The sequence below is a fragment of the Amycolatopsis alkalitolerans genome, from assembly GCF_006152065.1.
Taxonomy (GTDB): Bacteria; Actinomycetota; Actinomycetes; order Mycobacteriales; family Pseudonocardiaceae; genus Amycolatopsis_E; species Amycolatopsis_E alkalitolerans.
The window spans coordinates 170,256-193,398 of record NZ_VDFW01000001.1 but is presented as its reverse complement, the minus strand read 5'-3'; the positions used below and the strand labels follow the sequence as shown (position 1 = coordinate 193,398).

The 23,143-nt window shown below is 70.0% G+C and carries 22 protein-coding genes and 1 tRNA gene; 12 read left to right on the top strand and 11 right to left on the bottom strand.

Going from position 1 to position 23,143, the window contains the following annotated elements:
• Positions 1 to 18 precede the first annotated feature (18 nt).
• The gene (locus tag FG385_RS00840) at positions 19 to 897 is read right to left on the bottom strand and encodes an LLM class flavin-dependent oxidoreductase (RefSeq protein ID WP_139094621.1); all 879 of its coding nucleotides are present in this window, start codon (positions 895 to 897) and stop codon (positions 19 to 21) included.
• A gap of 64 nt (positions 898 to 961) precedes the next feature.
• Between FG385_RS00840 and FG385_RS00835 the strand changes: the two genes are divergently transcribed.
• Positions 962 to 1,729, top strand: coding sequence for a helix-turn-helix domain-containing protein (locus FG385_RS00835; protein WP_235022291.1), 768 nt, complete (start codon positions 962 to 964; stop codon positions 1,727 to 1,729).
• A 4-nt stretch (positions 1,730 to 1,733) separates the two neighbouring features.
• A complete protein-coding gene (locus FG385_RS00830; protein WP_139094619.1) occupies positions 1,734 to 2,873 on the top strand; it encodes a PQQ-dependent sugar dehydrogenase in 1,140 nt (379 codons plus the stop codon).
• A gap of 267 nt (positions 2,874 to 3,140) precedes the next feature.
• Here the strand turns inward: FG385_RS00830 and FG385_RS00825 are convergent, their stop codons facing one another.
• Positions 3,141 to 3,863, bottom strand: a complete 723-nt coding sequence (locus tag FG385_RS00825) for an SDR family NAD(P)-dependent oxidoreductase (RefSeq protein ID WP_139094618.1) — start codon at positions 3,861 to 3,863, stop codon at positions 3,141 to 3,143.
• Positions 3,864 to 3,896: 33 nt separating this feature from the next.
• Between FG385_RS00825 and FG385_RS00820 the strand changes: the two genes are divergently transcribed.
• Positions 3,897 to 4,421: a MarR family winged helix-turn-helix transcriptional regulator gene (locus FG385_RS00820; RefSeq protein WP_139094617.1), complete on the top strand. Its 525-nt coding sequence runs from the start codon at positions 3,897 to 3,899 to the stop codon at positions 4,419 to 4,421.
• Here FG385_RS00820 and FG385_RS00815 read toward each other — a convergent pair.
• Together FG385_RS00815 and FG385_RS00810 are read right to left on the bottom strand one after the other, a co-directional pair.
• The gene (locus FG385_RS00815) at positions 4,418 to 5,011 is read right to left on the bottom strand and encodes a TetR/AcrR family transcriptional regulator (RefSeq protein ID WP_139094832.1); all 594 of its coding nucleotides are present in this window, start codon (positions 5,009 to 5,011) and stop codon (positions 4,418 to 4,420) included. The genes FG385_RS00820 and FG385_RS00815 overlap by 4 nt on opposite strands.
• A 138-nt stretch (positions 5,012 to 5,149) precedes the next feature.
• Entirely contained in the window at positions 5,150 to 6,088 is a 939-nt protein-coding gene (locus FG385_RS00810; protein ID WP_139094616.1) for an acyl-CoA desaturase, read from the bottom strand.
• 164 nt (positions 6,089 to 6,252) lie between these two features.
• On the opposite strand from FG385_RS00810, the gene FG385_RS00805 reads away from it, so the two are divergent.
• From FG385_RS00805 to FG385_RS00790, 4 genes are all read left to right on the top strand, one after another.
• Positions 6,253 to 6,324, top strand: a tRNA-Gln gene (locus FG385_RS00805).
• Between the two features lie 5 nt (positions 6,325 to 6,329).
• Entirely contained in the window at positions 6,330 to 8,090 is a 1,761-nt protein-coding gene (locus FG385_RS00800; RefSeq protein ID WP_456061866.1) for a diguanylate cyclase domain-containing protein, read from the top strand.
• 44 nt (positions 8,091 to 8,134) lie between these two features.
• Positions 8,135 to 9,613, top strand: coding sequence for a bifunctional UDP-N-acetylglucosamine diphosphorylase/glucosamine-1-phosphate N-acetyltransferase GlmU (gene glmU, locus FG385_RS00795; RefSeq protein ID WP_139094615.1), 1,479 nt, complete (start codon positions 8,135 to 8,137; stop codon positions 9,611 to 9,613).
• On the top strand, positions 9,603 to 10,583 hold the full coding sequence (locus FG385_RS00790) for a ribose-phosphate diphosphokinase (protein ID WP_139094614.1): 981 nt from the start codon (positions 9,603 to 9,605) through the stop codon (positions 10,581 to 10,583). The genes glmU and FG385_RS00790 overlap by 11 nt, the downstream gene beginning before the upstream one ends.
• 88 nt (positions 10,584 to 10,671) lie before the next feature.
• Here the strand turns inward: FG385_RS00790 and FG385_RS00785 are convergent, their stop codons facing one another.
• Positions 10,672 to 11,685, bottom strand: coding sequence for a hypothetical protein (locus tag FG385_RS00785; RefSeq protein ID WP_235022290.1), 1,014 nt, complete (start codon positions 11,683 to 11,685; stop codon positions 10,672 to 10,674).
• A gap of 256 nt (positions 11,686 to 11,941) precedes the next feature.
• Here FG385_RS00785 and FG385_RS00780 point away from each other — a divergent pair, with 256 nt between their 5' ends.
• The 3 genes from FG385_RS00780 to FG385_RS00770 all read left to right on the top strand — a co-directional run bounded on the left by FG385_RS00780 (position 11,942) and on the right by FG385_RS00770 (position 13,619).
• Positions 11,942 to 12,541: a 50S ribosomal protein L25/general stress protein Ctc gene (locus FG385_RS00780; protein ID WP_139094612.1), complete on the top strand. Its 600-nt coding sequence runs from the start codon at positions 11,942 to 11,944 to the stop codon at positions 12,539 to 12,541.
• Positions 12,538 to 13,131, top strand: a complete 594-nt coding sequence (pth, locus tag FG385_RS00775) for an aminoacyl-tRNA hydrolase (RefSeq protein WP_139094611.1) — start codon at positions 12,538 to 12,540, stop codon at positions 13,129 to 13,131. The genes FG385_RS00780 and pth overlap by 4 nt, the downstream gene beginning before the upstream one ends.
• Positions 13,132 to 13,256: 125 nt before the next feature.
• On the top strand, positions 13,257 to 13,619 hold the full coding sequence (locus FG385_RS00770) for a DivIVA domain-containing protein (RefSeq protein ID WP_139094610.1): 363 nt from the start codon (positions 13,257 to 13,259) through the stop codon (positions 13,617 to 13,619).
• A gap of 237 nt (positions 13,620 to 13,856) precedes the next feature.
• Here the strand turns inward: FG385_RS00770 and FG385_RS00765 are convergent, their stop codons facing one another.
• From FG385_RS00765 to FG385_RS00750, 4 genes are all read right to left on the bottom strand, one after another.
• Positions 13,857 to 15,545 (bottom strand): fatty acyl-AMP ligase, encoded by a 1,689-nt coding sequence (locus FG385_RS00765; RefSeq protein WP_139094609.1) that lies wholly within the window; start codon positions 15,543 to 15,545, stop codon positions 13,857 to 13,859.
• Positions 15,546 to 15,612: 67 nt separating this feature from the next.
• The gene (locus tag FG385_RS00760) at positions 15,613 to 17,367 is read right to left on the bottom strand and encodes an ABC-F family ATP-binding cassette domain-containing protein (RefSeq protein ID WP_139094608.1); all 1,755 of its coding nucleotides are present in this window, start codon (positions 17,365 to 17,367) and stop codon (positions 15,613 to 15,615) included.
• Positions 17,368 to 18,330: a 4-(cytidine 5'-diphospho)-2-C-methyl-D-erythritol kinase gene (locus FG385_RS00755; RefSeq protein ID WP_139094607.1), complete on the bottom strand. Its 963-nt coding sequence runs from the start codon at positions 18,328 to 18,330 to the stop codon at positions 17,368 to 17,370.
• A 9-nt stretch (positions 18,331 to 18,339) separates the two neighbouring features.
• Positions 18,340 to 18,918 (bottom strand): TetR/AcrR family transcriptional regulator, encoded by a 579-nt coding sequence (locus FG385_RS00750; protein WP_139094606.1) that lies wholly within the window; start codon positions 18,916 to 18,918, stop codon positions 18,340 to 18,342.
• A gap of 132 nt (positions 18,919 to 19,050) precedes the next feature.
• On the opposite strand from FG385_RS00750, the gene FG385_RS00745 reads away from it, so the two are divergent.
• Positions 19,051 to 20,478 (top strand): MFS transporter, encoded by a 1,428-nt coding sequence (locus FG385_RS00745; protein ID WP_139094605.1) that lies wholly within the window; start codon positions 19,051 to 19,053, stop codon positions 20,476 to 20,478.
• 37 nt (positions 20,479 to 20,515) lie between these two features.
• Here the strand turns inward: FG385_RS00745 and FG385_RS00740 are convergent, their stop codons facing one another.
• Positions 20,516 to 21,202: a winged helix-turn-helix transcriptional regulator gene (locus FG385_RS00740; RefSeq protein ID WP_139094604.1), complete on the bottom strand. Its 687-nt coding sequence runs from the start codon at positions 21,200 to 21,202 to the stop codon at positions 20,516 to 20,518.
• Between the two features lie 86 nt (positions 21,203 to 21,288).
• Between FG385_RS00740 and FG385_RS00735 the strand changes: the two genes are divergently transcribed.
• Positions 21,289 to 22,092 carry a class I SAM-dependent methyltransferase gene (locus FG385_RS00735; protein WP_139094603.1) on the top strand — a complete coding sequence of 268 codons (804 nt, stop codon included), beginning with the start codon at positions 21,289 to 21,291 and terminating at the stop codon, positions 22,090 to 22,092.
• Here the strand turns inward: FG385_RS00735 and FG385_RS00730 are convergent.
• Positions 22,089 to 23,099 carry a methionine ABC transporter ATP-binding protein gene (locus FG385_RS00730; RefSeq protein ID WP_139094602.1) on the bottom strand — a complete coding sequence of 337 codons (1,011 nt, stop codon included), beginning with the start codon at positions 23,097 to 23,099 and terminating at the stop codon, positions 22,089 to 22,091. The two genes, FG385_RS00735 and FG385_RS00730, sit on opposite strands and share 4 nt — an antisense overlap.
• Positions 23,100 to 23,143: the final 44 nt, after the last annotated feature.

The following is a 23,143-nucleotide window of genomic DNA, read 5'->3' as shown; positions in this document are numbered from 1 at the left end:
CGGCTCTCACCGTCCAGCCTACGGCAGCATGTCCACGACCTTTTCCAGCTGCTCTTCGAACGTCGCGGGATCGGAGGCGGCGATCCGCAGCAAGACGTGCTCGGCCCCGGCGAATCGTGCCAACTGGGCGCGCACATCCGGTCCGGTGAGCATCACCTGGATCGTGCCGATGACGTCGAGGGGCCGGTTGTAGGTATCGCGGCAGTACGAATCGAGCCGCGCCGTACCGCGTTCGATGTCGTCGTCGAGGTAGACCGTCGCGAACAGGGCCGGCGTGACCGGACGCCCGCCCTCGCGAATCGTCGCCAGGGCGCTCGCGTACTCGGCCGGGTCCGGCGGGTACGGCAACCATCCGTCGTAGAGCCGGGCGGTGCGCCGGAGCGCGTTGGGGGTGATCCCGCCGAGCCAGATCGGCGGCCCTCCCGGCCGCGCGGGCGGCGGGACCTCGGGAAGCCAGTCGTAGTGGAGCACCTTGCCGTGGAAGGATTCCGGCTGCCCGGTCCACAGCTGCCGCCACAACGTCACGGTGTCGTCGAGGTGGGAGAAGCGGGTCTTGAAGCGCACACCGACGAGGTCGAACTCCTGCTCGCTGAACCCGGGGAACCCGGCGCCGACGCCGAGCACGAGCCGCCCGCCCGAGAGCTGGTCGAGTGCGGTAATGCTCAGCGCGGCCTGGACGGGATGCCGGTGCGCGGGGATCAGGACCGCGGTGCCGAGCGTGATCCGGCTGGTCGCCTGCGCGACGGCGGTGAGCAGCGTCAACGGTTCGACGCGGGCACGCACGAGCGAGTCACCGGCCCACACCGAGTCGAAGCCGAGTTCTTCGGCGCGGACGGCGATGTCGACGAGCGAGCGGGCCGGCAGCCGCCCGGAGGGCAGAAGCAATCCGAATTTCATCCGTCCACAGTTGCCGCGTGACGGTATGAGCTCAATTCCCCGGAGGGAATGCCACGATGGTGGTGTGAACGATTTCGGGGCGGCGCTGCGGGAGTGGCGCGGGCGGCGCCGGCTGTCGCAACTGGAACTCGCGCTGCGCGCCGGAACCACGCAACGGCACGTGAGCTTCATGGAGAACGGCCGCTCGACGCCGGGCCGCGGCATGGTCGTGCGGGTGGCCGAGTCGCTGCAACTGCCGCTGCGGGAACGGAACGCGCTACTGCTCGCCGCCGGGTACGCGCCCAGCTACCCGGAAACGCGGCTGGACGATCCGGCAGTGAAGCCGGTGCTGGACGGTTTGCGGCGGTTGCTCGACGGGCACCGCCCGTACCCGGCGGTCGTCGTGGACCGGTTCGGAGATCTGGTCGCCGCGAACGACGCGCTCGATCTGCTCACCGAAGGCGTCGCACCGGAGTTGCTCGAACCGCCGGTCAATGTGCTGCGGATGGCCCTGCACCCGCGCGGGATGGCGCCGCGGATCGTCAACTTCGACGACTGGGCACGGCATGTGCTCGAACGCCCACGCCAGGCGAACGCGCGCGCCCCGCACGAGCGGCACGAGGCGATGCTCGCGGAACTGGCGGGTTACCTGCCAGGCCCGCTGGCTCCGGCGCCGGACCACCTCGGGTTCGCGGTGCCGCTGCGCCTGCGGACGCCGCTCGGTGAACTCAGGCTGATCACCGCCATCACCACTTTCGCGACAGCCGTCGATGTCACGATTTCCGAACTGCGCCTGGAGACCTTCCTTCCCGCCGATCAGGCCACCGCGGAAGCGCTCGCCGGGCCACAATGACCGCATGCGCTGGATCCGAATCGTCCCGTTCGCCCTCCTGCTGACCGCTTGTACCACTACGGCGGCGCCGCCGCAGGAGACCGGCCTGCACACCGAAGTGCTCGCGAGCGGGCTCGAACACGCATGGGACGTCGGCTTCCTGCCGGACGGGAAACTGCTGGTGACGCAACGTGCGGGCCGGTTGTCACTGGTGGATGCGTCCGGGGCGCACAACGTCTCGGCCGATCTCTCGGACGTGTACGCGCGCGGCGAGGGCGGGCTGATGGGGCTGGTCGTGCACCCGGACTTCGCGCGGAGCCGCCTGTTCACGATGTGCCAGACCCACCAGGAAGGCGGGCAGCCGGTGGACATCCGGCTCACCACCTGGACCCTCGCCCCGGACGAACGCAGCGCGACGAAGGTGCGGGATCTGCTGACGGGACTGCCGGTCAACCCGAGCGGGCGGCATTCCGGCTGCCGACCCGCCATCGCGGCCGACGGGGCGCTGCTGGTCGGCACCGGGGACACCGCGCGGCCGACGATCGCGCAGGACCGGCACAGTCTCGGCGGGAAGGTGCTGCGGATCGACCTGCGCACGGGCGCGCCGCTCCCGGACAACCCGTTCATCTCCTCGGCCGATCCGAACGAGCAGCGGATCCTGACCTACGGCCACCGCAACGTGCAGGGCGTGGCGGTGCGGCCCGGCACCGGTCAGGTCTTCACCGCCGAACACGGTCCCACGTTCGACGACGAAATCAACCTGATCCGCCCGGGCGCCAACTACGGCTGGGACCCGTCGAAGAGCGGTACCGAGACGTCGTACGACGAGAGCGTCCCGATGACCGACACCGACCGCTTCCCCGGAGCAGTCCGTGCACTGTGGACATCGGGCCAGGTCACCGAAGCCATCTGCGGCGCAACTTTCCTCACCGGCGCACAATGGGGCCCACTCGATGGGCTGCTGGCTGTCGTCGCGCTGAAGGGCCAGAAGATGCTGCTGTTCGGCGCCGACCCCAACGGCACCATCACGGATGTCACGCTGCCAAAGGAATTCGACGACACCTACGGCCGCCTACGAGCAGCACGAACAGCCCCAGACGGCACCCTATACGTGACAACCTCGGATGGCAGCAACGACAAACTCCTGCGAATCACCCCCAGCTAACAACGCAAAGGGCTCGTGGGTGGTCATCCCGTCGCCTGACACCGCCACGATACACGCAAACCGCAGGCGACGGGATGACCACCCAACCCGACCACCCGCCCGACGCAAGATGACCGCGAACCCTCGGGTCATCCCGGAGCCTGCCCGCCGGCGAGGCATCTTTGAACCGGGTGCTGGGCGCCCTCGCCGCGAGAACCCACCCCCGCCCCGATCTGTGAGTGTTCGCGGAGGGGCGGGGGGTGTGGGCGGCTGGTGGCCTTCGGTTGGTCACCTTGCTAGGTGGGCGCCGCCGTTCAGGTGGATTACCTGGCCGGTCAGGTGGCCGGCGTCCGGGCTTCCCAGGAAGCCGACCAGTTCCGCGACGTCCTCGACTGTTCCCGCTCGCTTGTTCCGCGTTTGCGAGATCAGCAGTTCGCGCCGCTCGCCGGTCAGCGTGCCCTGGAAGAATTCCGTTTCCCCGATCAGGCCCGGCGCGACGACATTCGCCGTAATCCCGCGCGGGCCTAGTTCCCGGGAAATGTCGGCGGTCCACGATTCGACCGCCGCTTTCGCCGCGCCGTAGGAACCCGCGCCCTTGTTCGCCGCGATCGAGCCGAGCGTGATGACGCGCGCGTTGTCCGCGAGGCGTGGCTTCAGCGCGGTCGTCACCAGCACGGCGGAAAGGACGTTCGCCGCGAAGTTCGCGCGCCATCGGCCGGCCAGCGCGGCCAGATCCGAGCCGCCACCCCCGAACTCCACGTTCCCGCCGGCATTGTTGACCAGCACGTCTACCCGGTCCGGCAGGTCCGCGAGCGCGGCTTCCACCGCCGCCGGATCGCTCGCGTCGAACGGGACGGCACGAGCGCCCAGCAAGGCCGCCGACTCCGTCAGCACGTTCTCGCGCCGCCCGGTGATCGTCACTTCATCCCCGGCCTTCGCGAACCGGGAAGCGATCGCGTATCCGATCCCGGTTCCGCCGCCGGTCACCACGACTTGCCTGGAATCTGCCATGGGAATTTTATCCTTTATTGCTAAAGTACTGTCATGACCGACCGTACCGGCGTCACGGAAAACCCGTCAAGCGACGGCGCAGATGCCATCCAGGAGGCCTGGGCACGTGAGCGGCCGGGCACGCCCGTCGCGTCGATCGGGGTGATCACGCGCATCTGGTGGATCGGCCGGGTCCTCGACGAGGACCGCCGCGCGACGATGCTGCGCCTCGGGATGGACGCCGGCACCCTCGACCTGCTGTCCACGTTGCGCCGCGCCGGCCCGCCGTACCGGCTGCCGCCGAGCGAACTCGCCCGGCGCACCCTCGTCAGCCCCGGCGCGGTTTCCCAGCGCGTGGCGCGAAGCGAGCGCGAAGGCCTGGTGCGCAGGATGCGTTCCCCCGAGGACGGCCGCGGGGTACTCGTCGAACTCACCGAAGCCGGGCATGCGGAAGTCGAGCGCACGGTCGACGATCTGCTCACGCACGAAGAAGGGCTGCTGTCCGCGCTGACACCGGGGCAGCGCGACCAGTTGGCCGGGCTCCTGCGGATCCTGCTCGCCGATCTCTCGGCCCGCTAGTACAGGCGCAGCTTCGGTTTGTGCTCCAGGTGGGACAACCCGTTCCACGCCAGGTTGACCAGATGCGCGGCGACCTCGTCGCGCTTCGGGCGGCGCGCGTCGAGCCACCACTGTCCGGTCAGCGCGACCATGCCGACGAGCGCCTGCGCGTACAGCGCGGAGAGCTTTTCGTCGTACCCGCGTGCGGCGAACTGCTGGCCGAGGATGTGCTCGACCTGGCTCGCGATGTCGTTCAGCACCGTCGAGAACGTGCCGGTCGAACTGGCCACGGGCGAATCGCGCACCAGGATCCGGAACCCGTCGTGCGACTCCTCGACATACCCGAGCAGCGCGCTCGCCGCCTGCTCGAGCATCGCCTTCGGGTGCCCACCGTGCAAAGTGGACACCATCCGGTCCAGCAGCAGGCGGGTCTCCCGGTCGACGACGACCGCGTAGATCCCTTCCTTGCCACCGAAATGCTCGTACACGACGGGTTTGGAGACGTTCGCGCGGTTCGCGATCTCCTCGATCGACGTCCCGTCGAAACCCTTCTCCGCGAACAGCGAACGAGCGACGTTCAGCAACTGCTGCCTGCGCTCGGCGCCCGTCATCCGGACGCGCGCCACCGGCTCCGGCGGCCGCGCGCCGGTAGCCGCCTCACGTTTCGCTCGCCGTCTTCCCGCCACACTAGGGACAGTACTGCGACGCGCAGCGTCTCCGCTGAGGGCGGTGGTGGGCGAGGGGCCGGCCTATTCGGCGGCCAGGCGTGCCAGCCGCGCGGGGGTGGGCCAGCGGACGTTGTTCACCCAGCCGAACTTCTCGAAGGCCCAGATCACGCGCGCCGAAAGGTCGATCTGCCCGCGCTTGACGCCGTGCCGCGCCGAGGTCGGGTCCGCGTGGTGCAGGTTGTGCCACGACTCGCCGAAGGACAGGATCGCCAGCGGCCAGAAGTTCGCCGACCGGTCGCGCGCGGCGAACGGGCGCTCGCCGATCATGTGGCAGATCGAGTTGACCGACCAGGTCACGTGGTGCAGCACGCACACCCGCACCAGTCCGGCCCAGAAGAACGCCGTCACCGCACCCCACCACGACCACGTGATGAGCCCGCCGAGCAAACCGGGCACTGTCAGCGTGAGCAGTGTCCACAGCCAGAAGTATTCGTCGACCTTCTTGATCGCCGGGTCCTTGAGCAGGTCCGGGGCGAACCGCTCGGCGTTGCTCTGGTCGCGCTCGAACAGCCACCCCATGTGCGCGTGCCAGAAACCCTTCGCGATCGCCAGCGGCGAAGTGCCGTACGCCCACGGCGAATGCGGATCGCCGTCACGGTCGGAGAAGGCGTGATGCCTGCGGTGATCGGCCACCCAGGTGATCACCGGCCCCTGGACGGCGAGGCTGCCCGCGATCGCGAGCGCGATCCGCAGCCAGCGCTTGGCCTTGAACGAACCATGCGTGAAATACCGGTGAAAGGCGACGGTGATCCCGAGCCCAGACAACCCGTAGAAAGCCACGAACAACCCGACGTCCACCCAGCTCAGCCCCCACCCCCAGGCGAAGGGCACCGCGACCGCGAGCGCGATCAGCGGCAGGAGCACCCCGAGGTAGACCGCGAACTGGATGCCGGCCGGGCGCTGACCATTGATCAGCGGTTTCGGGCCTTTGGTAGGAGTGGGATCCAGCGTAGCCGTCATGCGCAACCACTTCCTCCTGCGAAAACGACCCGGGAAAGGGTCGCCTTACCTACGTTTGCGTAAGTTACGGTACAGGAGGTTTTGCCCGCTGGGGAGAGCACAGAACCGGCCGCAACCCCAAGCCCCGGCCCGGTTTCCGGTATCGGTATCCTGACCAGGCACGATCCGCCGTAGTGTAATAGGCAGCACTTCAGATTTTGGTTCTGACAGTTCAGGTTCGAATCCTGGCGGCGGAGCTGCCGTGCCCGACCCCGACGAGCGAGGGGGTGCCCCGCTGCAAGGCGAGAGCGAGACCAGCAAGAGGCCGGCGCTGGCCGAGTTGTCCGACGCCTGGCTGGTGGGGCGCGCGCGCGAACTGATCGCGGCGGTTCAGCACACGGACCACGAAGAGCAGTTGCAGATCGTGCGCACCACGGACGAGCTGCTCGAGGAGACCCAGCGCCGCGGCGAACCCATCCTGGTCGCGCAACTGCTGCGCGCGGCGGCGCTCGCCCGGCTCGTCACCCGCGGCCTGGCCGGCGAATCCGAACGGCTGCTCGACGAGATGCTCGCCCACACCCGCCGCCACGGGCTCTCGCTCTACCGCGCCGACGCGCACGCGCTGCGCGGCCGCCGGCTCGTGCTCGCCTCGCAAGAGGACGCGGCGCTCACCGAGATCGCCCGCGCGCTGGCGATCCTCGACGATTCCGACCGCCCGGACATGCAGGTACCACGCCGGGAATGGGCGAAGACACAGGCCAGCGCGCTCATCGACTGCTGGCTCGTGCTGAACCAGCTCGGCGTGTACGAAGCCGCCGAGGAGGTCATCGCGCGGGCACACCAGGCGATCCGCGAGACCGCCGGCCCGCACGAGATCACGCTGCAGCTGATGAACCGGATCAAGATGCTGCTCGGCTGGGCGCTGCGGCTGGAACGGGTGGAGCGGTACGCCGAGGCGGCCGCGAAGTTCGAGACGGCCGCGTCGATGGCCGTCGCGGTCGAGGCCCCCTTCGCGGAATCGCTGTTCCCGCGCCGGATCGGGCTGTCCGCGGTCGATCAGGTCGGCGTGCTGGCCGCCGCGCTCGCGTTCGCCGTCCCCGATCCCGCGCATGTGGACCGGCTGCAGCGGCTGCTCGTCGAGCCGGGTTACCCGCACGAGCAGGTCATCGTGGCCATCGCGCTGTCCCGCTGCCTTTATGCCGCAGGCCGCCGTGACGAGGCGCTGAAGACACTGCAGAGCATGCGGCTCAACCTCGAAGAGGACACCTCGCAGCCGTCGATGCGGCTCAACCTGGCCCGCGAGCTGGCCCGGCTGGACTCCGAAGACGCGCTCGGCGGCGAAAACCTCCACTCGTACGTCGAGTACGCCACGGCACTCGAACTGGAGCTGTGGTCGCTGCGCGAATCGCAGATCGCGACGCTGAACACCCGCCGCGAGCACGAGCGGCTGTCCGCCCAGCACGGCGCGATCAGCCAGCAGGCGCTGCAGGATCCGCTCACCGGCCTGCCGAACCGGCGCGCGCTCGACGAGCATCTGCGCACGTTGTCCCAGTCGACCGCGGCGCAGCCGCTCGCCGTCGCGCTGATCGACCTCGACAGGTTCAAGGGCGTCAACGACGAGCATTCGCACGCCGAAGGTGACGACGTGCTCCGGGTCGTGGCGAGCACGGTGCGGGACGCGTTGCGCGGTGACGACATCGTGGCCCGCTACGGCGGTGACGAGTTCGTCGCGCTGCTGCCGGGCGCGCCGGTCTCGGCGGCGAAGCAGGCGCTCGGGCGCGCGGTCAACGCCGTGTCGTCCCTGCCACATCACCTCTCGCACGGGGTAACCCTGTCCGTCGGCCTCGTTTCACTGCGCCCGCAGGAGCGGGCAGACCAGGTGCTCTCACGCGCCGATGCCGCGATGTACCAGGCGAAACGCGGTGGCGGGGACCAGATCGCGACGACGAACGCGATCCCCGGCGAAGGGGCGGTGGGCTGGACGGAGGCCGACCCGGCGCCGAGCCTGGAAGAGCTTCCGTAGGATCGACGCCCGGTAGTCGACCCCGTCTGCAGGTTGGGAGTGCCGTGACCGGCTCGTTGAGCACCTTGGTCCTCGCCGCGGGTGAGGGCACCCGGATGCGTTCCAAGATCCCGAAGGTGCTGCACCCCATCGCCGGCAGACCGCTCGTCGAACACGCCGTCCGGGCGGCCGCCGGGCTCGGCCCGCAGGATCTGGTGGTAGTCGTCGGGCACGGCCGGGAGACTGTCCGCGAGCATCTCGACCAATTGGGCAAGACGCTCGGCCGCGCGATCACCACCGCCGTCCAGGAGGTCCAGCACGGCACCGGGCACGCGGTCTCCTGCGCGCTGGACGCCCTGCCTGCCGCTGTCGAGGGCACGGTCCTGGTCAGCTACGGCGACGTACCGCTGCTCGACACCGAGACGTTGGCCGCCCTGCTCGCCGAGCACGAGGAGAACGGCAACGCCGTCACGGTGCTGACGGCGGTTCTCGACGATCCGACGGGCTACGGCCGCATAATCCGCGACACCGAAGGTGCCGTGCGCGGCATCGTCGAGCAACGCGACGCGACCGAGGACCAGCTCGACATCTCCGAGATCAACTCAGGGGTCTACGCGTTCGACGCGGCCCTGCTCTCCGAGGGCCTGACGAAGCTGTCCACCGACAACTCCCAAGGTGAGCTGTATCTGACCGACGTGCTCACCAACGCCTGCGCCGAGGGCCGCAAAGTCGGCGCGCTCGTGGTCGACGACCCGTGGCTGACCGAAGGCGTCAACGACCGGGTGCAGCTGTCGGTGCTCGGTGCCGAGCTCAACCGCCGGATCGTGCGTCGCTGGCAGCTGTCCGGCGTCACCGTCGTCGACCCGGCCACCACCTGGCTCGACGCGGGCGTGACCCTCGAGCGCGACGTGCTGATCGAGCCGGGCGTGCAACTGCGCGGCGCGACCTCGATCGGCGAGGGCGCGGTCGTCGGCCCGGACACGACGCTCACCGACGTGCGGGTCGGCGCCGGTGCGCGCGTGCTGCGCACACACGGGTCGGAATCGGAGGTCGGAGAGAACGCGAACGTCGGCCCCTTCGCATACCTGCGGCCGGGTACGGTGCTCGGTGCGCAGGGCAAGATCGGCACGTTCGTCGAGACGAAGAAGGCGAACATCGGCAAGGGTGCCAAGGTGCCGCACCTGACCTACGTCGGTGACGCGACGATCGGTGAGCACAGCAATATCGGCGCCTCCAGCGTCTTCGCCAACTACGACGGGGTGCGCAAGCACCACACCACCATCGGTTCGTACGTGCGCACCGGCTCGGACACCACGTTCGTCGCCCCGGTCGAGGTCGGTGACGGTGCCCACAGCGGCGCGGGCACGGTGATCAGGCGAAACGTTCCACCGGGGGCGCTTGCGGTCTCAACCGGACCGCAGCGCAACATTGAAGGCTGGGTGGCCCGGCGCAGGGCGGGCACACCCGCGGCGGAGGCGGCGGAAGCCGCGCTCGCCGCCGAAGAAACCGAAAAAACCGAGCGGGAGTCGTCGAATGAGTCCTAAGTCCGGCACGCCGAAGAAGAACCTCATGCTCTTCTCCGGTCGAGCACACCGGGAGCTCGCCGATGAGGTCGCCAAGCACCTCAACGCGACGATCACCCCGCAGACCGCGCACACGTTCGCCAACGGCGAGCTGTTCGTGCGGTTCGAGGAGTCGGTGCGCGGCACGGACGCCTTCGTGATCCAGAGCCACACCACGCCGATCAACGAGTGGGTGATGGAGCAGCTGATCATGGTGGACGCGCTCAAGCGCGCGAGCGCGAAGCGGATCACCGTGGTCGTCCCCTTCTACCCGTACGCGCGCCAGGACAAGAAGCACAAGGGCCGCGAGCCCATCTCCGCGCGGCTGATCGCCGACCTGTTCAAGACCGCGGGCGCCGATCGGATCATGACCGTCGACCTGCACACCGCGCAGATCCAGGGCTTCTTCGACGGCCCGGTGGACCACCTGTTCGCGCAGAGCCTGCTGGCCCAGCACATCAAGAAGACCTACGGGGACGCCGACATCGCGGTCGTCTCGCCGGACTCGGGCCGTGTGCGGCTCGCGGAGAAGTGGGCGCAGCAGCTTGGTGACCGGCCGATCGCGTTCATCCACAAGACCCGCGACCCGGACAAGCCCAACCAGGCCGTCGCGAACCGCGTCGTCGGCAACGTCGAGGGCAAGCTGTGCGTGCTGGTCGACGACATGATCGACACCGGTGGCACGATCGTGAAGGCCACCGACGCGCTGCTGGAGGAGGGCGCGGCCGACGTCGTCATCGCGACCACCCACGGCATCCTGTCCGACCCGGCCACCGAACGCCTGTCGAACTGCAAGGCGCGCGAGGTGATCGTCACCAACTCCCTGCCGATCCCGGCGGAGAAGCGCTTCGCGCGGCTGACCGTGCTGTCCATCGCGCCGTTGCTCGCCGAGGCGATCCAGCAGGTGTTCGAGGACGGCTCGGTCACGAGCCTCTTCGACGGGCACGCCTGAGGCTTCCGCCCGGCGCGTTAAGCCAGGCCTCCCCGCGAGTCGGAATTCGCGCGCAGAATCCGGCTTTCACCGCACGCGAGGTCGGCTTTCACGAGCCGAGTTCGGTGGCGGCGTCTTGTTTGAAGGCGGCCGGGTCGGTTTGGGCGACCGGTTCGGCGGTCACGGTCGGCACGGCGGAGACCGTCGCGGTGCCGGACAGCCTCGGCAGCGTGAACCGGACCGAGCAGGCCATCGTCGTCTCCTCGTCGAGCGGTGCGACGACCTCCTGACCGCACTCCTGCGCGCCGAGCCGGTTCGACGAAACCGACGACCGGAGCACGAGCCGCGCCGAGGCCTCCGGCGCGTGCCCGACGAGCCTGTTCGACACCCGGACGGTGTCCGTACAGGCGCCGGCCGCCGTGCAGTTCAGCGAGTTGTCCGTGACGCCGGCCGCCACCACCGGTCCGGCGACGAAGGGCCGGCCGAGACTGTCCACCGCACCGTCGAACGCGGTCCGCAGGCCGGTCAACTCGCCCGGCGCCAGCCCTCGCACGCCGATCTCGTCGTCTCCGAACACTTGCACGACACCGGGTCCGAGCAGCGTGGGTGCGAAGCTGATCACCCGGTAGGGGGGTTCCGCGCTGACTCGCAGGCCGGCGGCGTCGAACACATCGAGCCCGTTGGCGAGCGTGATCCGCGACGCGGGCGTCGCGGGCGACACCGCCGCGCGCAGCGCCTGCGCGACGGTCGCCGGGACAAGCGCCCAGCCGGGATCGAACGCGAGGACCGACCGCGCCCAGCGCATGCCGTACTCCGCGGCGCGACCCTCCGACATGCCCTGCCCGCGCCAGTAGTCCGACGGCGCCCGCAGATACAGATCGCCGCCCGCGTGCAGGGCGCTGACCTGCTGGTTCCGCAGCGGCAGCGTGCCGTGCGCGAGCCCCTTGGCCGTCACGGTGAAAGCAGCACCCTCGGCCAGGTGGTAGATGACCGCCGTCTCCTCGGCCAGCGTTGTCAGCGCGGATCCGAAAGCGGTACGGGGGTCCGCGGCGGCGCCGCCGGACGACGGGTTCTCACACGCGGCGAGCGCGAAAACCACGACAAGCGCAAGAAAGCCACTCACTGTCCTTCGCCGCATCCGGGCACCCCCTGACTCCCAAGGTTTCCTACTTGCCCTGGCGACCCACCGCAACCCCTGAACAGGCGGTTGCTTACACTGAACAGGTTGTCTCGGCGAGGCGGGTACGCCGTGCCCGACGTGATCGACGCGGCGGCTTGAGTAGCCACGCGCTGTCCACGTGCCGTGAGCCCGCCGCCGCAGGCACCGCCAGCCTGATCCCGCACAGGCGGGTTCCACCGTGTTGAAGGAGTGCAAGACCGTGTCCGAGGTACGTCTGTCCGTCGAACCGCGCACCGAGTTCGGCAAGGGCGCCGCGCGCCGCACCCGTCGCGCCGGGAAGATCCCCGCCGTGCTGTACGGCCACGGCACCGACCCCCGCCACCTGGCGCTGCCGGCCATCGAGTTCGCCCGCGTCGTGCGCGAGAACGGCAGCAACGCCGTGCTCACCCTCGACGTCGAGAACAGCACCGAATTGGCGCTGACCAAGACCATCACCGTGCACCCGATCAAGAACTACATCGAGCACGTGGACCTGCTGGTGGTCCAGCGCGGCGAGAAGGTCACCGTCGACGTCCCGATCGTGCTGAGCGGGACCCCGGGGCCGGGCGGGCTGGTCAACCAGGACCTGGACGCCCTGTCGGTCGAGGTCGAGGCGCTGCACATCCCCGATCAGGTCGAGGTTTCCGTCGAGGGCATCGAGATCGGCACCCGGATCCTCGCCGGGCAGGTCGCCCTGCCGGCCGGCGCGACCCTGCTGACCGACCCCGAGGCCCTGGTCGTGGCGATCAACGAACCGCAGGCCGCGGAGGAAGAAGCCCCGGCTGTGGCCGAGGAAGAAGCCGAGGCCGCCGCGGAGTGACCGCCGAGCTGCCCGGGGCCGGTGAGCGGGTGCTGCTCGCCGGCCTCGGTAATCCCGGGCCCCGCTACGCCGGCAACCGGCACAACGTGGGGTTCATGGTGCTGGACGAGCTCGCCGCGCGGATGGGCGGCAAGTTCAAGGCCCACAAGGGCGGCGCCGAGGTGCTCGAGGGCAGGCTGGCCGAGCGAAGCGCCGTGCTGGTGAAGCCGCGCTCGTTCATGAACCTTTCCGGCGGGCCGGTGTCGGCGACCGCCAAGTTCTACAAGATCGACCCGGCCGGCGTCGTCGTGATCCACGACGAACTCGACCTGCCGTTCGGCAGCCTCAAGCTGAAGCTGGGCGGCGGCGACAACGGGCACAACGGGCTGCGGTCGATCACCAAATCGCTCGGCACCAAGGATTACTACCGGGTCCGCTTCGGTATCGGGCGCCCGCCCGGCCGGATGGATCCGGCCGATTACGTGCTGAAGGAGTTCTCCACGGTCGAGCGCAAGGAGCTCCCGCTGGAGGTCGACCGCTGTGCCGACGCCGTCGAAGCGCTCATCGGCAAAGGGCTGACAGCGGCCCAGAACGCCTTCCACGCTGCGTAGCCGATCTTCACTCGAAGGCGTGCGCGAGGGGCTCCATCGAGTTTCATGCCGGGGCCAGACCTTCCAGGTGCGTTGCACCGCGGCTAGGACTGAATACGGAACGGCCTCGAGCTAGGAGAACTCTCATGTCCCTGACCGCCGAAGACGCCTACCGCGTCGAGTTCGCCAACGCGCCGATCGGGCGGCGCGGCTACGCCAAGAACGAGGTCGACGCGTTCGTCCGGCGCATCGCGAAGACGCTCCAGGACGAAGACGACCTGACCGCCGCCGAAGTCCACCACGTGGAGTTCGACAGACCACTACTCGGCAAGCGCGGCTACGACGAGCGCGAAGTCGACGAGTTCCTGGAGACGGCCGAGGACACCCTCGCCGACCGGTTCGGCAAGGCACACCCGCTGCCGTCCGCCCGCACCGGCACCGAGGCGACGGCCACCCGGGCCCCGGCGCCCGCTCTCCAGGACGATCCCCTGGACACGAGAACTTCCTGAGCGAACAGAGGGGGCGGGACGGCCGCGGGCTGTCCCGCCCCTCCCCGTGCGGCCGTAATCCGATCGAAGCCGCGCTCGGAAGACGCGAACTGTCGGCATACCGTCGGGGCAGCTACCTCGCCATGGAGTCGTAGGCCAATGAGGTTGCGACCATGCAACCAGACTTGGAACGTGGTACCCAACCTCCAACACAACAGCCCAGAACATTGGAAGCCAGGCTCTCCTACGAGCCGAACCTCAACGACTGGCCGACTGCTCGATCCGGTCGGCGAAGCGGTCCGCTGTCGCGGCTCGCCGCACCTTGCCGGACGGGGTCTTCGGGAGGCTGCCGGCCGGCAGCACGACCACCGCGAACGGCCGCAGGTCCACCGCGTCACGCACGCGGGCGGCGACCTCCTTCATCAGGGCCCGCTCCGCCTCGGCGTCCCCGGCGAGCTTCGACTCCAGCACGACCGCGAACCGCTCGCGCCGGGTGCCGGCTTCGAGCCGGACGGCGACCGCGTTGCCGGCCCGCACGCCTTCGACCGAACTGGCCGCCCGTTCGATGTCCGTCGGGTAGATGTTGCGGCCGCCCATGATGATGACGTCCTTCTTCCGGCCGCAGATCACGATCTGCCCGTCGACCAGGTACCCGAGGTCGCCGGTGGCGAGCCAGCCGTCCGCGTCCTGCGTCGGCACCGGGCCTTCGACCGTGAGATACCCGGGCGTCACCGCCTCGCCGCGCAGCCGGATCTCGCCGACCTCGCGTTCCCCTAGAACCTTCCCGTCCCCGTCGACGATCTGCGCCTCCAGCCCGTCGAGCGGCCGCCCGAGCACCGCGAAGGACCGGATCTCCTCGGTGCCACGGCGCGGATCACCCTCGGGGACCGGGACGGCGCGGTCCCCTGCCTCCAGCGCGTTCGCCTCGATGTAGTCCAGCGTCAGGCCGGTGAACAGCGGCGCGAACGACACGGCGAGCGTCGCCTCCGCCATGCCGTAGGCGGGGAACACGCACTCGGCCGGCATCTTGAACCGGGCGCCCGCGTCGGTGAACGTCTTCACCGCGGTCTCGTCGATCGGTTCCGCGCCGTTGAGCGCGATCCGCAGGGTCGAGAGGTCGTAGGCGTCGTCGTCCTCGACCTTGGCCAGGCGGCGGCCGACGATCGCGTACGCGAAGTTCGGCGCGGCCGTCGTGGTCGCACGGTATTTGCTGATCAGTTCCGGCCAGATCAGCGGCCCGGAGAGGAACTCGACCGGGGTGATCTTGATGAGCTCGACGCCGAAGGTCATCGGCACGGTGAGGAAGCCCACCATGCCCATGTCGTGGAAGGTCGGCAGCCAGGACACCATGACGTCCTTGTCGAACACGAACTCCGCGCGGTCGACCATCGCCTTGATGTTGACGTACAGGTTGCCGTGGGTGATCCGGACGGCCTTGGGCTCGGCGGTGGACCCGCTGGTCAGCTGCAGCAGCGCGAGATCGTCCTCGCCCATCGGCACGGGCGCGGCGAGCGGTTCGGCCTCGAGCAGCTCAGTGATCATCCGGAACTCGATCCCGTGCTCGGTGAGCACCGGCGCGAGCGCGTCGAACGGCTCGCCCAGCAGGACCAGCCCGGCGCCGATCATGTTCAGCACCTTGACGGTGTCCTCGGCCCAGATCGCGAGGTCGGTGCGCGGGGTCGGCTGGTGGAGCATCGTGACGCTGCCGCCGGCGAGCCACACCCCCTGCACGGTCGGCGCGATGAGCGCCGGCGCGGCCGCGAGGACGGCGACCGGGGTGCCCGCCTCGAGCCCACCCTCGGTGAGCCCGCCCGCCACGCGCTTGGCCTGCTCGTGAATTTCCGCCCACGTCCGCCGCACCGGCTCCTTGGGTTCCCCGGTGACCATTCCCTGCTGCCGACCGCCGCCCGTCGCGGTAGCGACGAGCGTGTCCACGAACCTGCTCATGCCCGGAACATTACTGTGCACCCGCGAGCCGGGCTTTCGACGCACACGATCCGGCTCTCGGCTCGGGTTAGTCGATCAGGTCGGAGGTTTCCAGCCAGCGGGACTCGACGTCGTCCTTCTCCGCCAGCACCGACTTCAGCTCCGTGTTGAGCTCGACGAGCTTCTCCGGGTTCGTGGCGTTCGCGGCGAGCTGTTCGTGCAGCTCGGACTCGCGTTTGGACAAGACATCCAGCCGCCGCTCCAGGCGGCCCAGCTCCTTCATCGCCGCGCGGTGCTCGGCCGCGCTGCTCGGGCGCCGCTCAGCGGGTGCGGGCGCGGGAGCCGGCGAAACCGTGCGCTCGCGCCGCGCCAGGTACTCATCGATCCCGCCCGGCAGATGCGTCACCCGGCCGTCGCCGAGGAGCGCGTACACGCCGTCACAGACACGCTCGACCAGGTACCGGTCGTGCGAGACCACCACGAGCGTGCCCGGCCACGAGTCGAGCAGATCTTCCAGCTGCTGCAAGGTGTCGATGTCGAGATCGTTCGTCGGCTCGTCGAGCAGGAGCACGTTCGGCTCCCCCATCAGCAACCGCGCGAGCTGCAACCGCCGCCGCTCGCCGCCGGACAGATCGTCCACCGGCGTCCACTGCCGCGCCGCCGGGAAGCCGAGCCGCTCGGCGAGTTGCGAGGCAGACATCTCCTGCTTGCCCAGCACCACACGCCCGGCGATCTCCTCGACGGCTTCGAGCACGCGCAAGTGCCCGGGCAGGTCCTCGAGTTCCTGCGAAAGATGCGCCAGCCGGACGGTCTTGCCCTCGACGCGCCGCCCGGACTCCGGCGCATACTCCCCGGCCAGCAGCTTCAGCAGGGTGGTCTTGCCCGAGCCGTTGACCCCGACCAAACCGATCCGGTCACCGGGTCCGATCCGCCAGGTCACGTGCTCCAGCACCGGCTTGTCCCCCGCGTGCAGCGTGACGTCTTCGAGCTCCACCACCGTCTTGCCGAGCCGGCGGCGGGCGAAGCTCAGCAGCTCGACAGCATCGCGGGGCTGCGGCACGTCCGCGATAAGCGCTTCGGCCGCTTCGATCCGGTAGCGCGGTTTCGACGTCCGCGCCTTCGCGCCCCGCTGCAGCCAGGCGAGCTCCTTGCGCGCGAGGTTCCGCCGCTTCTCCTCCGCGCTCGCCGCGAGCCGCGCCCGCTCGGCGCGCGCGAAGATCCAGTCCGCGTACCCGCCTTCGTACTGCTCGACACGGCCGTTCGCGACCTCCCACGTCCGGCCGCACACCGTGTCGAGGAACCACCGGTCGTGCGTGACGACGACGAGCGCGGTGCGCCGCGCCAGCAGGTGGTCGGCGAGCCACCGCACGCCTTCGACGTCGAGGTGGTTCGTCGGCTCGTCGAGGACGAGCAGGTCGAGATCACCGACCAGCGCGGCGGCCAGCGCGACCCGGCGGCGCTCACCGCCGGAAAGGTTGGTGGTCGGGGAATCCAGGCCCAGCGCGGTGAGCCCGAGCCCGTCCACAATAGACCGGACGCGCGGGTCCGCAGCCCATTCGTGCTCGGCGGCGTAGTGCGACAGGACCGCATCACGGACGGTGCTCTCGGGCAGCTCCGTGCGCTGGGTGACCACCGCCATCGGCAGGTCCCGGACGCGGCTCACCCGGCCCGAGTCCGGCTCGGCCAGCCCTGAGAGCACTTCGAGCAGCGTCGTCTTGCCGCCGCCGTTGAGACCGACGACCCCGATGCGCTCACCCTCGGCGATACCGAGGGAAATATTGTCGAGCAACGGCTTCACACCGTAGGACTTGCCGACCGATTCAAGATTGACCAGATTAGCCATTTACGCGTGTACCTGGGGAGGAGGAGTGGGTCGGTTGACGTCGTCACCGCCGACGAACCGGGCACCGGGTACTGGACCGTGCGCGACGCGGACCGTCCGGCAGACGCCCGCACCCGCCAGTTCGGCGGCGACCTCGAGCGCGGCTTCCGCGTCCTCGCACAGGAACGCGCACGTCGGCCCGGACCCGGATACCGCCCCGGCGAGCGCGCCGGCGTTCACCCCGGCGCGCAGCGTGCGCCGCAGCCCCGGGCGCAGTGAGACGGCCGCGGCCTGCAGGTCATTGCCGAGCAGCAGCGCGAGCTGCCGCGGGTCACCGGACGCGAGCGCCTCGACGACCGGTGCATGCGAGCCGACGCGCGGCGGGTTGCCGTTCTCCCGCAACCGGTCCAGCTCACCGAACACGTTCGGAGTGGACAGTCCACGATGGTCGAACGCGAGCACCCAGTGGAAGGTGTGCCGGGACAGCACGGGAACGAGTTGCTCGCCGCGACCAGTGCCGAGCGCCGTCCCGCCGTAGAGCGCGAACGGCACGTCGCTGCCGAGCTTGGCCGCGATGCTCGCCAGCTCGTCCCGGCCGAGATCCAGTTTCCACAGCGCGGTCAGCGCCACCAGCGTCGCGGCGGCGTCCGCGCTGCCGCCCGCCATCCCGCCCGCCACCGGGATTCCCTTGCGCAGCACCACGCGCACCTTCGGCTCGGCCTTCCCCACATACGCGGCGAGCGCATCGACCGCGCGCCAGGCGAGGTTGTCCGCCCCTGTCGGGACCGCGTCCTCACCCTCGCCGTAGACCTCGAGGCCCGGCTCCTCGGCCACCGCCACGGTCACCTCGTCCGAGAGCGACAGCGCGTGGAACACCGTCGTCAGGTCGTGGTACCCGTCCTCGCGCAGGTCGCCGACGGACAGGTGCAGGTTGATCTTCGACGGCACCCGCACGGTGACTGGAGGCGGAACGACGGCTAGCACCCGTCAAGACTACGTGGCCTGCCCAGCCGCCCGCCCACGAGGAGAAACAAGTTCCAGCGCGACCTCGAGCGCGACCTCCGGCTGGGCCACCCCGCCGGTCTCCTCGTGGAACTGCGGGTTGTTGCCGAGCATCAGCGCGACGACCGCGAGCCGGGCCCGAAGCTGCGCGCGCGGATCCGTTTCGTCGGCCGCGATGATGGCGAACAGTTCCTTCATCCGGCCCACCAGCGGGTTGCGATCGTGGAAGTCCTTGAGCGCGGGCTGGTTATCCTGCATGAACCGCATCAGCGGGCCGAACTGCCCTTCCACGAGCTTCGCGAGCCGCCGGATGAGCTCCTCGCGCATCTTGGCGTGATCGTCCTGCTCGCGCGCCCACGCGAGCACCTCGTCCATCGAGCTCGCGAGATCTTCGAGCAGGCTCGCGACGATGTCCTCTTTCGTGCGGAAGTGGTAGTACAACGCCGCTTTGGTGACATCGAGCTTCTCCGCGATCTCGCGCAGTGAGGTCTTCTCATAGCCCTGCTCGGCGAACAACTCGAGCGCGATCCGCTGGATCCGCTCCCTCGTGTCACTGCGACGCCCCGCCATCGCCGTCCTCCCTGAGAACCCTCTCAAACTAACTTGACGCCCGGCTAGTTCTAGCTTACCTTGCGACTGGCACGTTAACTTGCCGGCCGACAAGTTAACGGCTCGCACAGCATACTTCGTGAGGGGATCACCATGACAACGACACTCGGCGCGCCGCCCGAGTCACGGGTGGACCAGCGCAGGTGGTGGGCACTGGCCGCGATCGGGCTGGCCCAGCTGCTGGTCATCGTCGACACCACCATCGTCAACATCGCGCTGCCCTCGGCGCAGCACGCGCTCGGCATGTCCGACGCCGGCCGCCAGTGGACGATCAGCGCGTACACGCTGGCGTTCGGCGGGCTGCTCCTGCTCGGCGGCCGGCTGGCCGACCGGTTCGGGCGCAAGAACACGCTCATCATCGGCGCGATCGGGTTCGCGCTCGCCTCCGCCGTCGGCGGCGCGGCGACCGGACCGGGCATGCTCATCGCGGCCAGGGCGGCGCAGGGGGTCTTCGCCGCACTGCTCGCGCCGTCCACGCTGTCCCTGCTCACCATCACGTTCACCGAAGCCAAGGAACGTGCGAAGGCGTTCGCGATCTACAGCACGATCATGATGTCCGGCGCCGCGCTCGGCCTGCTCGCCGGTGGTGCGCTCGCCGAGTATCTCGACTGGCGCTGGTGCCTGTATGTGAACCTGCCGCTGGCCGCCGTCGCCGCGGTGCTCGGCTGGTTCGTGCTGCCGAAGACCAAGGGGCATCGCGAGACCCGGCTGGATTGGACCAGCGCGATCCTCGGCACCGGCGGCATCGTGTCGCTGGTCTACGCGCTGTCCGAGGCCGCGACCCGCGGCTGGGGTGACGGGCTGGTGCTCGGCTTCGTCGGTGCGGCGGTCGTACTGCTCGTGGCGTTCGTCTACCGGCAGACGCGGATCGACAATCCCCTGCTGCCGCTGCGCATCCTCGGCGACCGTACCCGGTCCGCCGGCTACCTGACGATCGCCGCGACCTCGTTCGGCATGTTCGGGATGTTCCTGTTCCTGACCTTCCAGCTGCAGGGGATCATGCACTACGGCGCGTTCCAGGCCGGGGTGGCGTTCCTGCCGTTCCTGCTGGGCAACCTGCTCGTGTCGATGCTGCTTTCGCGCCGGCTGCTGCCGAAGACCGGGCCCCGGCCGCTGCTGGTGATCGGCATGCTGCTGATGGCCGCCGGGCTGGCGATACTGACGCAGCTGACCCCGGACTCCTCCTACTGGGGCCTGATCCTGCCGGTCGAGCTGATGCTCGGCGCCGGTGCCGGGTTCGCGATGCCGGTGGTCATCAACACCGCGACCGCGCGGATCGACGAGAAGGACACCGGTGTGGCGTCGGCGTTCGTCACCACTTCGCAGCAGGTGGGCGCGTCGCTGGGGACGGCTTCGCTGAACACCATCGCCTCGGGCGCGACCGCGTCGGCGGCCGGGCTCGGCGTGGCGGGCGCGACCGTGCACGGGTACGCCGTCGCGAACGGCTGGGGCGCCGTGATCATCGCGGCGGCCGCACTGGGGGCCGGGCTGCTCGCCGGGCGGAAACCACAGGCGTCCTGAGCAGTCCCGGGGGTGGAGGGCCCGGTGTGATGCTAAGTCACACCGGGCCCTTTCCCGTTCGGGCGGGCTTGATCCCGGCGAACGGGCTGAGCGAGCCCCAGGCGGACAACGTCCTGGCCAGCCAGCGCGGTGCGGTCACGGTCATCCCGCCCGCGCGTTCCGCGGCACCGAGGCCGACCTGGCCGACGTGCCATCGGTACAGCCACTCGACATCGGTGACGACCACGCCGTCCTCGGCGAATCCCGGCGAGGTCACGCACACCTCGCTGCCCTGCTCGCTCGCCACGATCCAGTAGCGGCCCGGCGTGAAATCTCCGGTGAGGTCGAACCGGACGACGACGCGGCGCCGTGGCAGCGACGACGGGTCGATCAGGCGGGACAGCGTCCACAAGATCAGGTACGGATCCCACTGGGCAGGCGCGGACTCCCGCCAGCGCGCTCCCCACACGCCGAGCGCGAGCACCACGTCGGCGAGTTCGCGTCCGGATTCGGTGAGCCGGTACCGCACATCCCGGCCCGTGCCGGTCCGCTCGACCACCCCGTCGCGTTCCAGCCTGCGCAACCGCTGGGCGAGCACGCTGCGCGGCAGTCCCGGCGCTCCGTCGAGGATCTCGCCGAACCGGGCACAGCCGACCAGCAGATTGCGCACGATGATCGGCGTCCAGCGCTCGGCCAGCACTTCGGCGCCGAGCGCGATCGGACAGTACTGGCCGTACTCGTGCACGATCCGAGCCTGCCTCAGGATGAGCCCGCGCGACAGTCCGCTTTTCGAACTTCCACCCAGCCGGGCGCATGGCCAGAGTGGGGACCATGAGCATCGAGGCCACGAAGGCGTTCTGGGCGCTCGGCGACTACCGGCGGATCGCGGGGCTGATCGCCGACCTCGGCCAGGACCTGGCGACCGCCGCGGATCTCCGGCCGGGGCAGCGGGTGCTCGACACCGCCGCTGGAACCGGTAACGCGTCCCTTCCGGCGGCGCGGTCCGGCGCCGAGGTCACGGCGGCCGACCTGACTCCCGAGCTGATGGCAGCCGGCGCCAGGCAGGCCAGGACCGAAGGTCTGCGGATCCGCTGGATCGAGGCGGACACGCAAGCCCTGCCGTTCGGCGACGGCGAGTTCGACGTGGTGCTCTCGTGCGTAGGGGCCATGTTCGCGCCCGATCACGCGGCCACGGCCCGCGAGCTGCTCCGGGTGTGCAGGCCGGGTGGGCGGCTGGCGCTGGCGAACTGGACGCCCGGCGGCGCCGCCGGGCATTTCTTCCGGGTGCTCGCCGCGCATACACCGCCCGCCGGTGCCTGGCCGCCGACCGCGTGGGGCGACCCGGCGTACGTGGCGCGGCTGCTCGGGCCCGGTTGCTCGGACCTGCGCACCACCACCCGGACCGTGACGATCCGCTTCGACGGCCCGCCCGAGCGGCTGGTCGACTTCTACCGGCGGCATTTCGCGCCGGTGATCGCCGCCTACGCCGGAATGGCCGGTGACGCCGAGCGCATCGCGGCGCTGGACGCCGACCTGCTTGCCTTCGCCAGGCAGGAGGACTCCGGGCCCGACGGCGGCCCGAGCCGCTACGACTACGAGTACCTGCAGGTCATCGGGACGCGCAAAGATGCCTAGGCCGCGACGCTGCAGGGGCCCTTGGCGAGGTGCGTGACGTGCGCGCCCCGGTCCGCGATCCAGGCCAAGGCGCTGTCGGCCTGGCGGCCGCGTACGCCGATGCGGAACCGCGCCACCGGAGTGTCACCGACGCGGGCCAGCCCGCCGCCGATCGTGGCGAGTTCGACGCCGAACCGCATCGAAGCCTCCGGCAGGAGCGCGCCGACGGTCGCGAAGCCGATCAACACCACGTCCGCGGCCCGGTCGTACGCCGCCGTCTGCGCGCGGGGGGTGTCGATCGCGGGCAGCAGCGTTTCGGCGATCCGGCTACCCGGCGACGCGAGCAGGTCCAGCACGGTGCCGTGCTCGATGACGCGGCCTGAGTCGAGTACGGCCACCTCGTCGCACACCCGCCCGACGATGCTGCCTTCCTGGGTAGTGAGCAGGACCGTGACGCCGAGTTCGGCCCTCGCGCGGTCGAGGACGGTCAGCACCGGACCGGCCTCGTCGGCCGGAATACCGGCTGTCGGGTCGTCGGCGAGTAGTACCGCGGGCCCGGCCACGAGCGCGCGGGCGATCGCGACGCGGCGACGCTGAGCCTCGGTCAGCTCACCCGGCTGCTGGGTCGCGCGCTGCGTGAGACCGACGAGGTCGAGCACGCGGCCGACGCGGTTTCGCCGTTGCGGGCCGTCTACGCCCAGTCGCTCGAGCGGGGCCGCCACGTTACCGGCGATCGTGCGTTCGGCGTTCAGCGCCGGAGCGGGGTCCAGCACCGCGACCTGGCGGCGGGCCTCGCGCAACCGGCGGCCGTCGAGGCTCGCCGTGTTCAGCCCGTCGAGCCGCACCGTGCCGCGGTCCGGCTTCTCTTGCAGGGCAACGACTCGGGCCAGAGTGGACTTGCCGGACTTGGCGGGGCCGACGACCCCGTACAGCGCGCCGGCATCGATCTCGAGGTTGACCTCGCGCAGGGCGAGGACGGGAGAACTCTTTCCCGGAAAGGACTTGGTGAGATTTTCTACTGTGATCAACGAAAGCTCCACGTCGCGGGCGCGCGAGCGCCGACCGTCACCGA

Bases quoted from the DNA above. Each gene is read 5' to 3' on its own strand.
- FG385_RS00840 (WP_139094621.1), bottom strand. From the start codon at position 897: ATGAAATTCGGATTGCTTCTGCCCTCCGGGCGGCTGCCGGCCCGCTCG.
- FG385_RS00830 (WP_139094619.1), top strand. From the start codon at position 1,734: ATGCGCTGGATCCGAATCGTCCCGTTCGCCCTCCTGCTGACCGCTTGT.
- FG385_RS00825 (WP_139094618.1), bottom strand. From the start codon at position 3,863: ATGGCAGATTCCAGGCAAGTCGTGGTGACCGGCGGCGGAACCGGGATC.
- FG385_RS00820 (WP_139094617.1), top strand. From the start codon at position 3,897: ATGACCGACCGTACCGGCGTCACGGAAAACCCGTCAAGCGACGGCGCA.
- FG385_RS00815 (WP_139094832.1), bottom strand. From the start codon at position 5,011: ATGACGGGCGCCGAGCGCAGGCAGCAGTTGCTGAACGTCGCTCGTTCG.
- FG385_RS00810 (WP_139094616.1), bottom strand. From the start codon at position 6,088: ATGACGGCTACGCTGGATCCCACTCCTACCAAAGGCCCGAAACCGCTG.
- FG385_RS00790 (WP_139094614.1), top strand. From the start codon at position 9,603: ATGAGTCCTAAGTCCGGCACGCCGAAGAAGAACCTCATGCTCTTCTCC.
- FG385_RS00770 (WP_139094610.1), top strand. From the start codon at position 13,257: ATGTCCCTGACCGCCGAAGACGCCTACCGCGTCGAGTTCGCCAACGCG.
- FG385_RS00765 (WP_139094609.1), bottom strand. From the start codon at position 15,545: ATGAGCAGGTTCGTGGACACGCTCGTCGCTACCGCGACGGGCGGCGGT.
- FG385_RS00760 (WP_139094608.1), bottom strand. From the start codon at position 17,367: ATGGCTAATCTGGTCAATCTTGAATCGGTCGGCAAGTCCTACGGTGTG.
- FG385_RS00750 (WP_139094606.1), bottom strand. From the start codon at position 18,918: ATGGCGGGGCGTCGCAGTGACACGAGGGAGCGGATCCAGCGGATCGCG.
- FG385_RS00745 (WP_139094605.1), top strand. From the start codon at position 19,051: ATGACAACGACACTCGGCGCGCCGCCCGAGTCACGGGTGGACCAGCGC.
- FG385_RS00735 (WP_139094603.1), top strand. From the start codon at position 21,289: ATGAGCATCGAGGCCACGAAGGCGTTCTGGGCGCTCGGCGACTACCGG.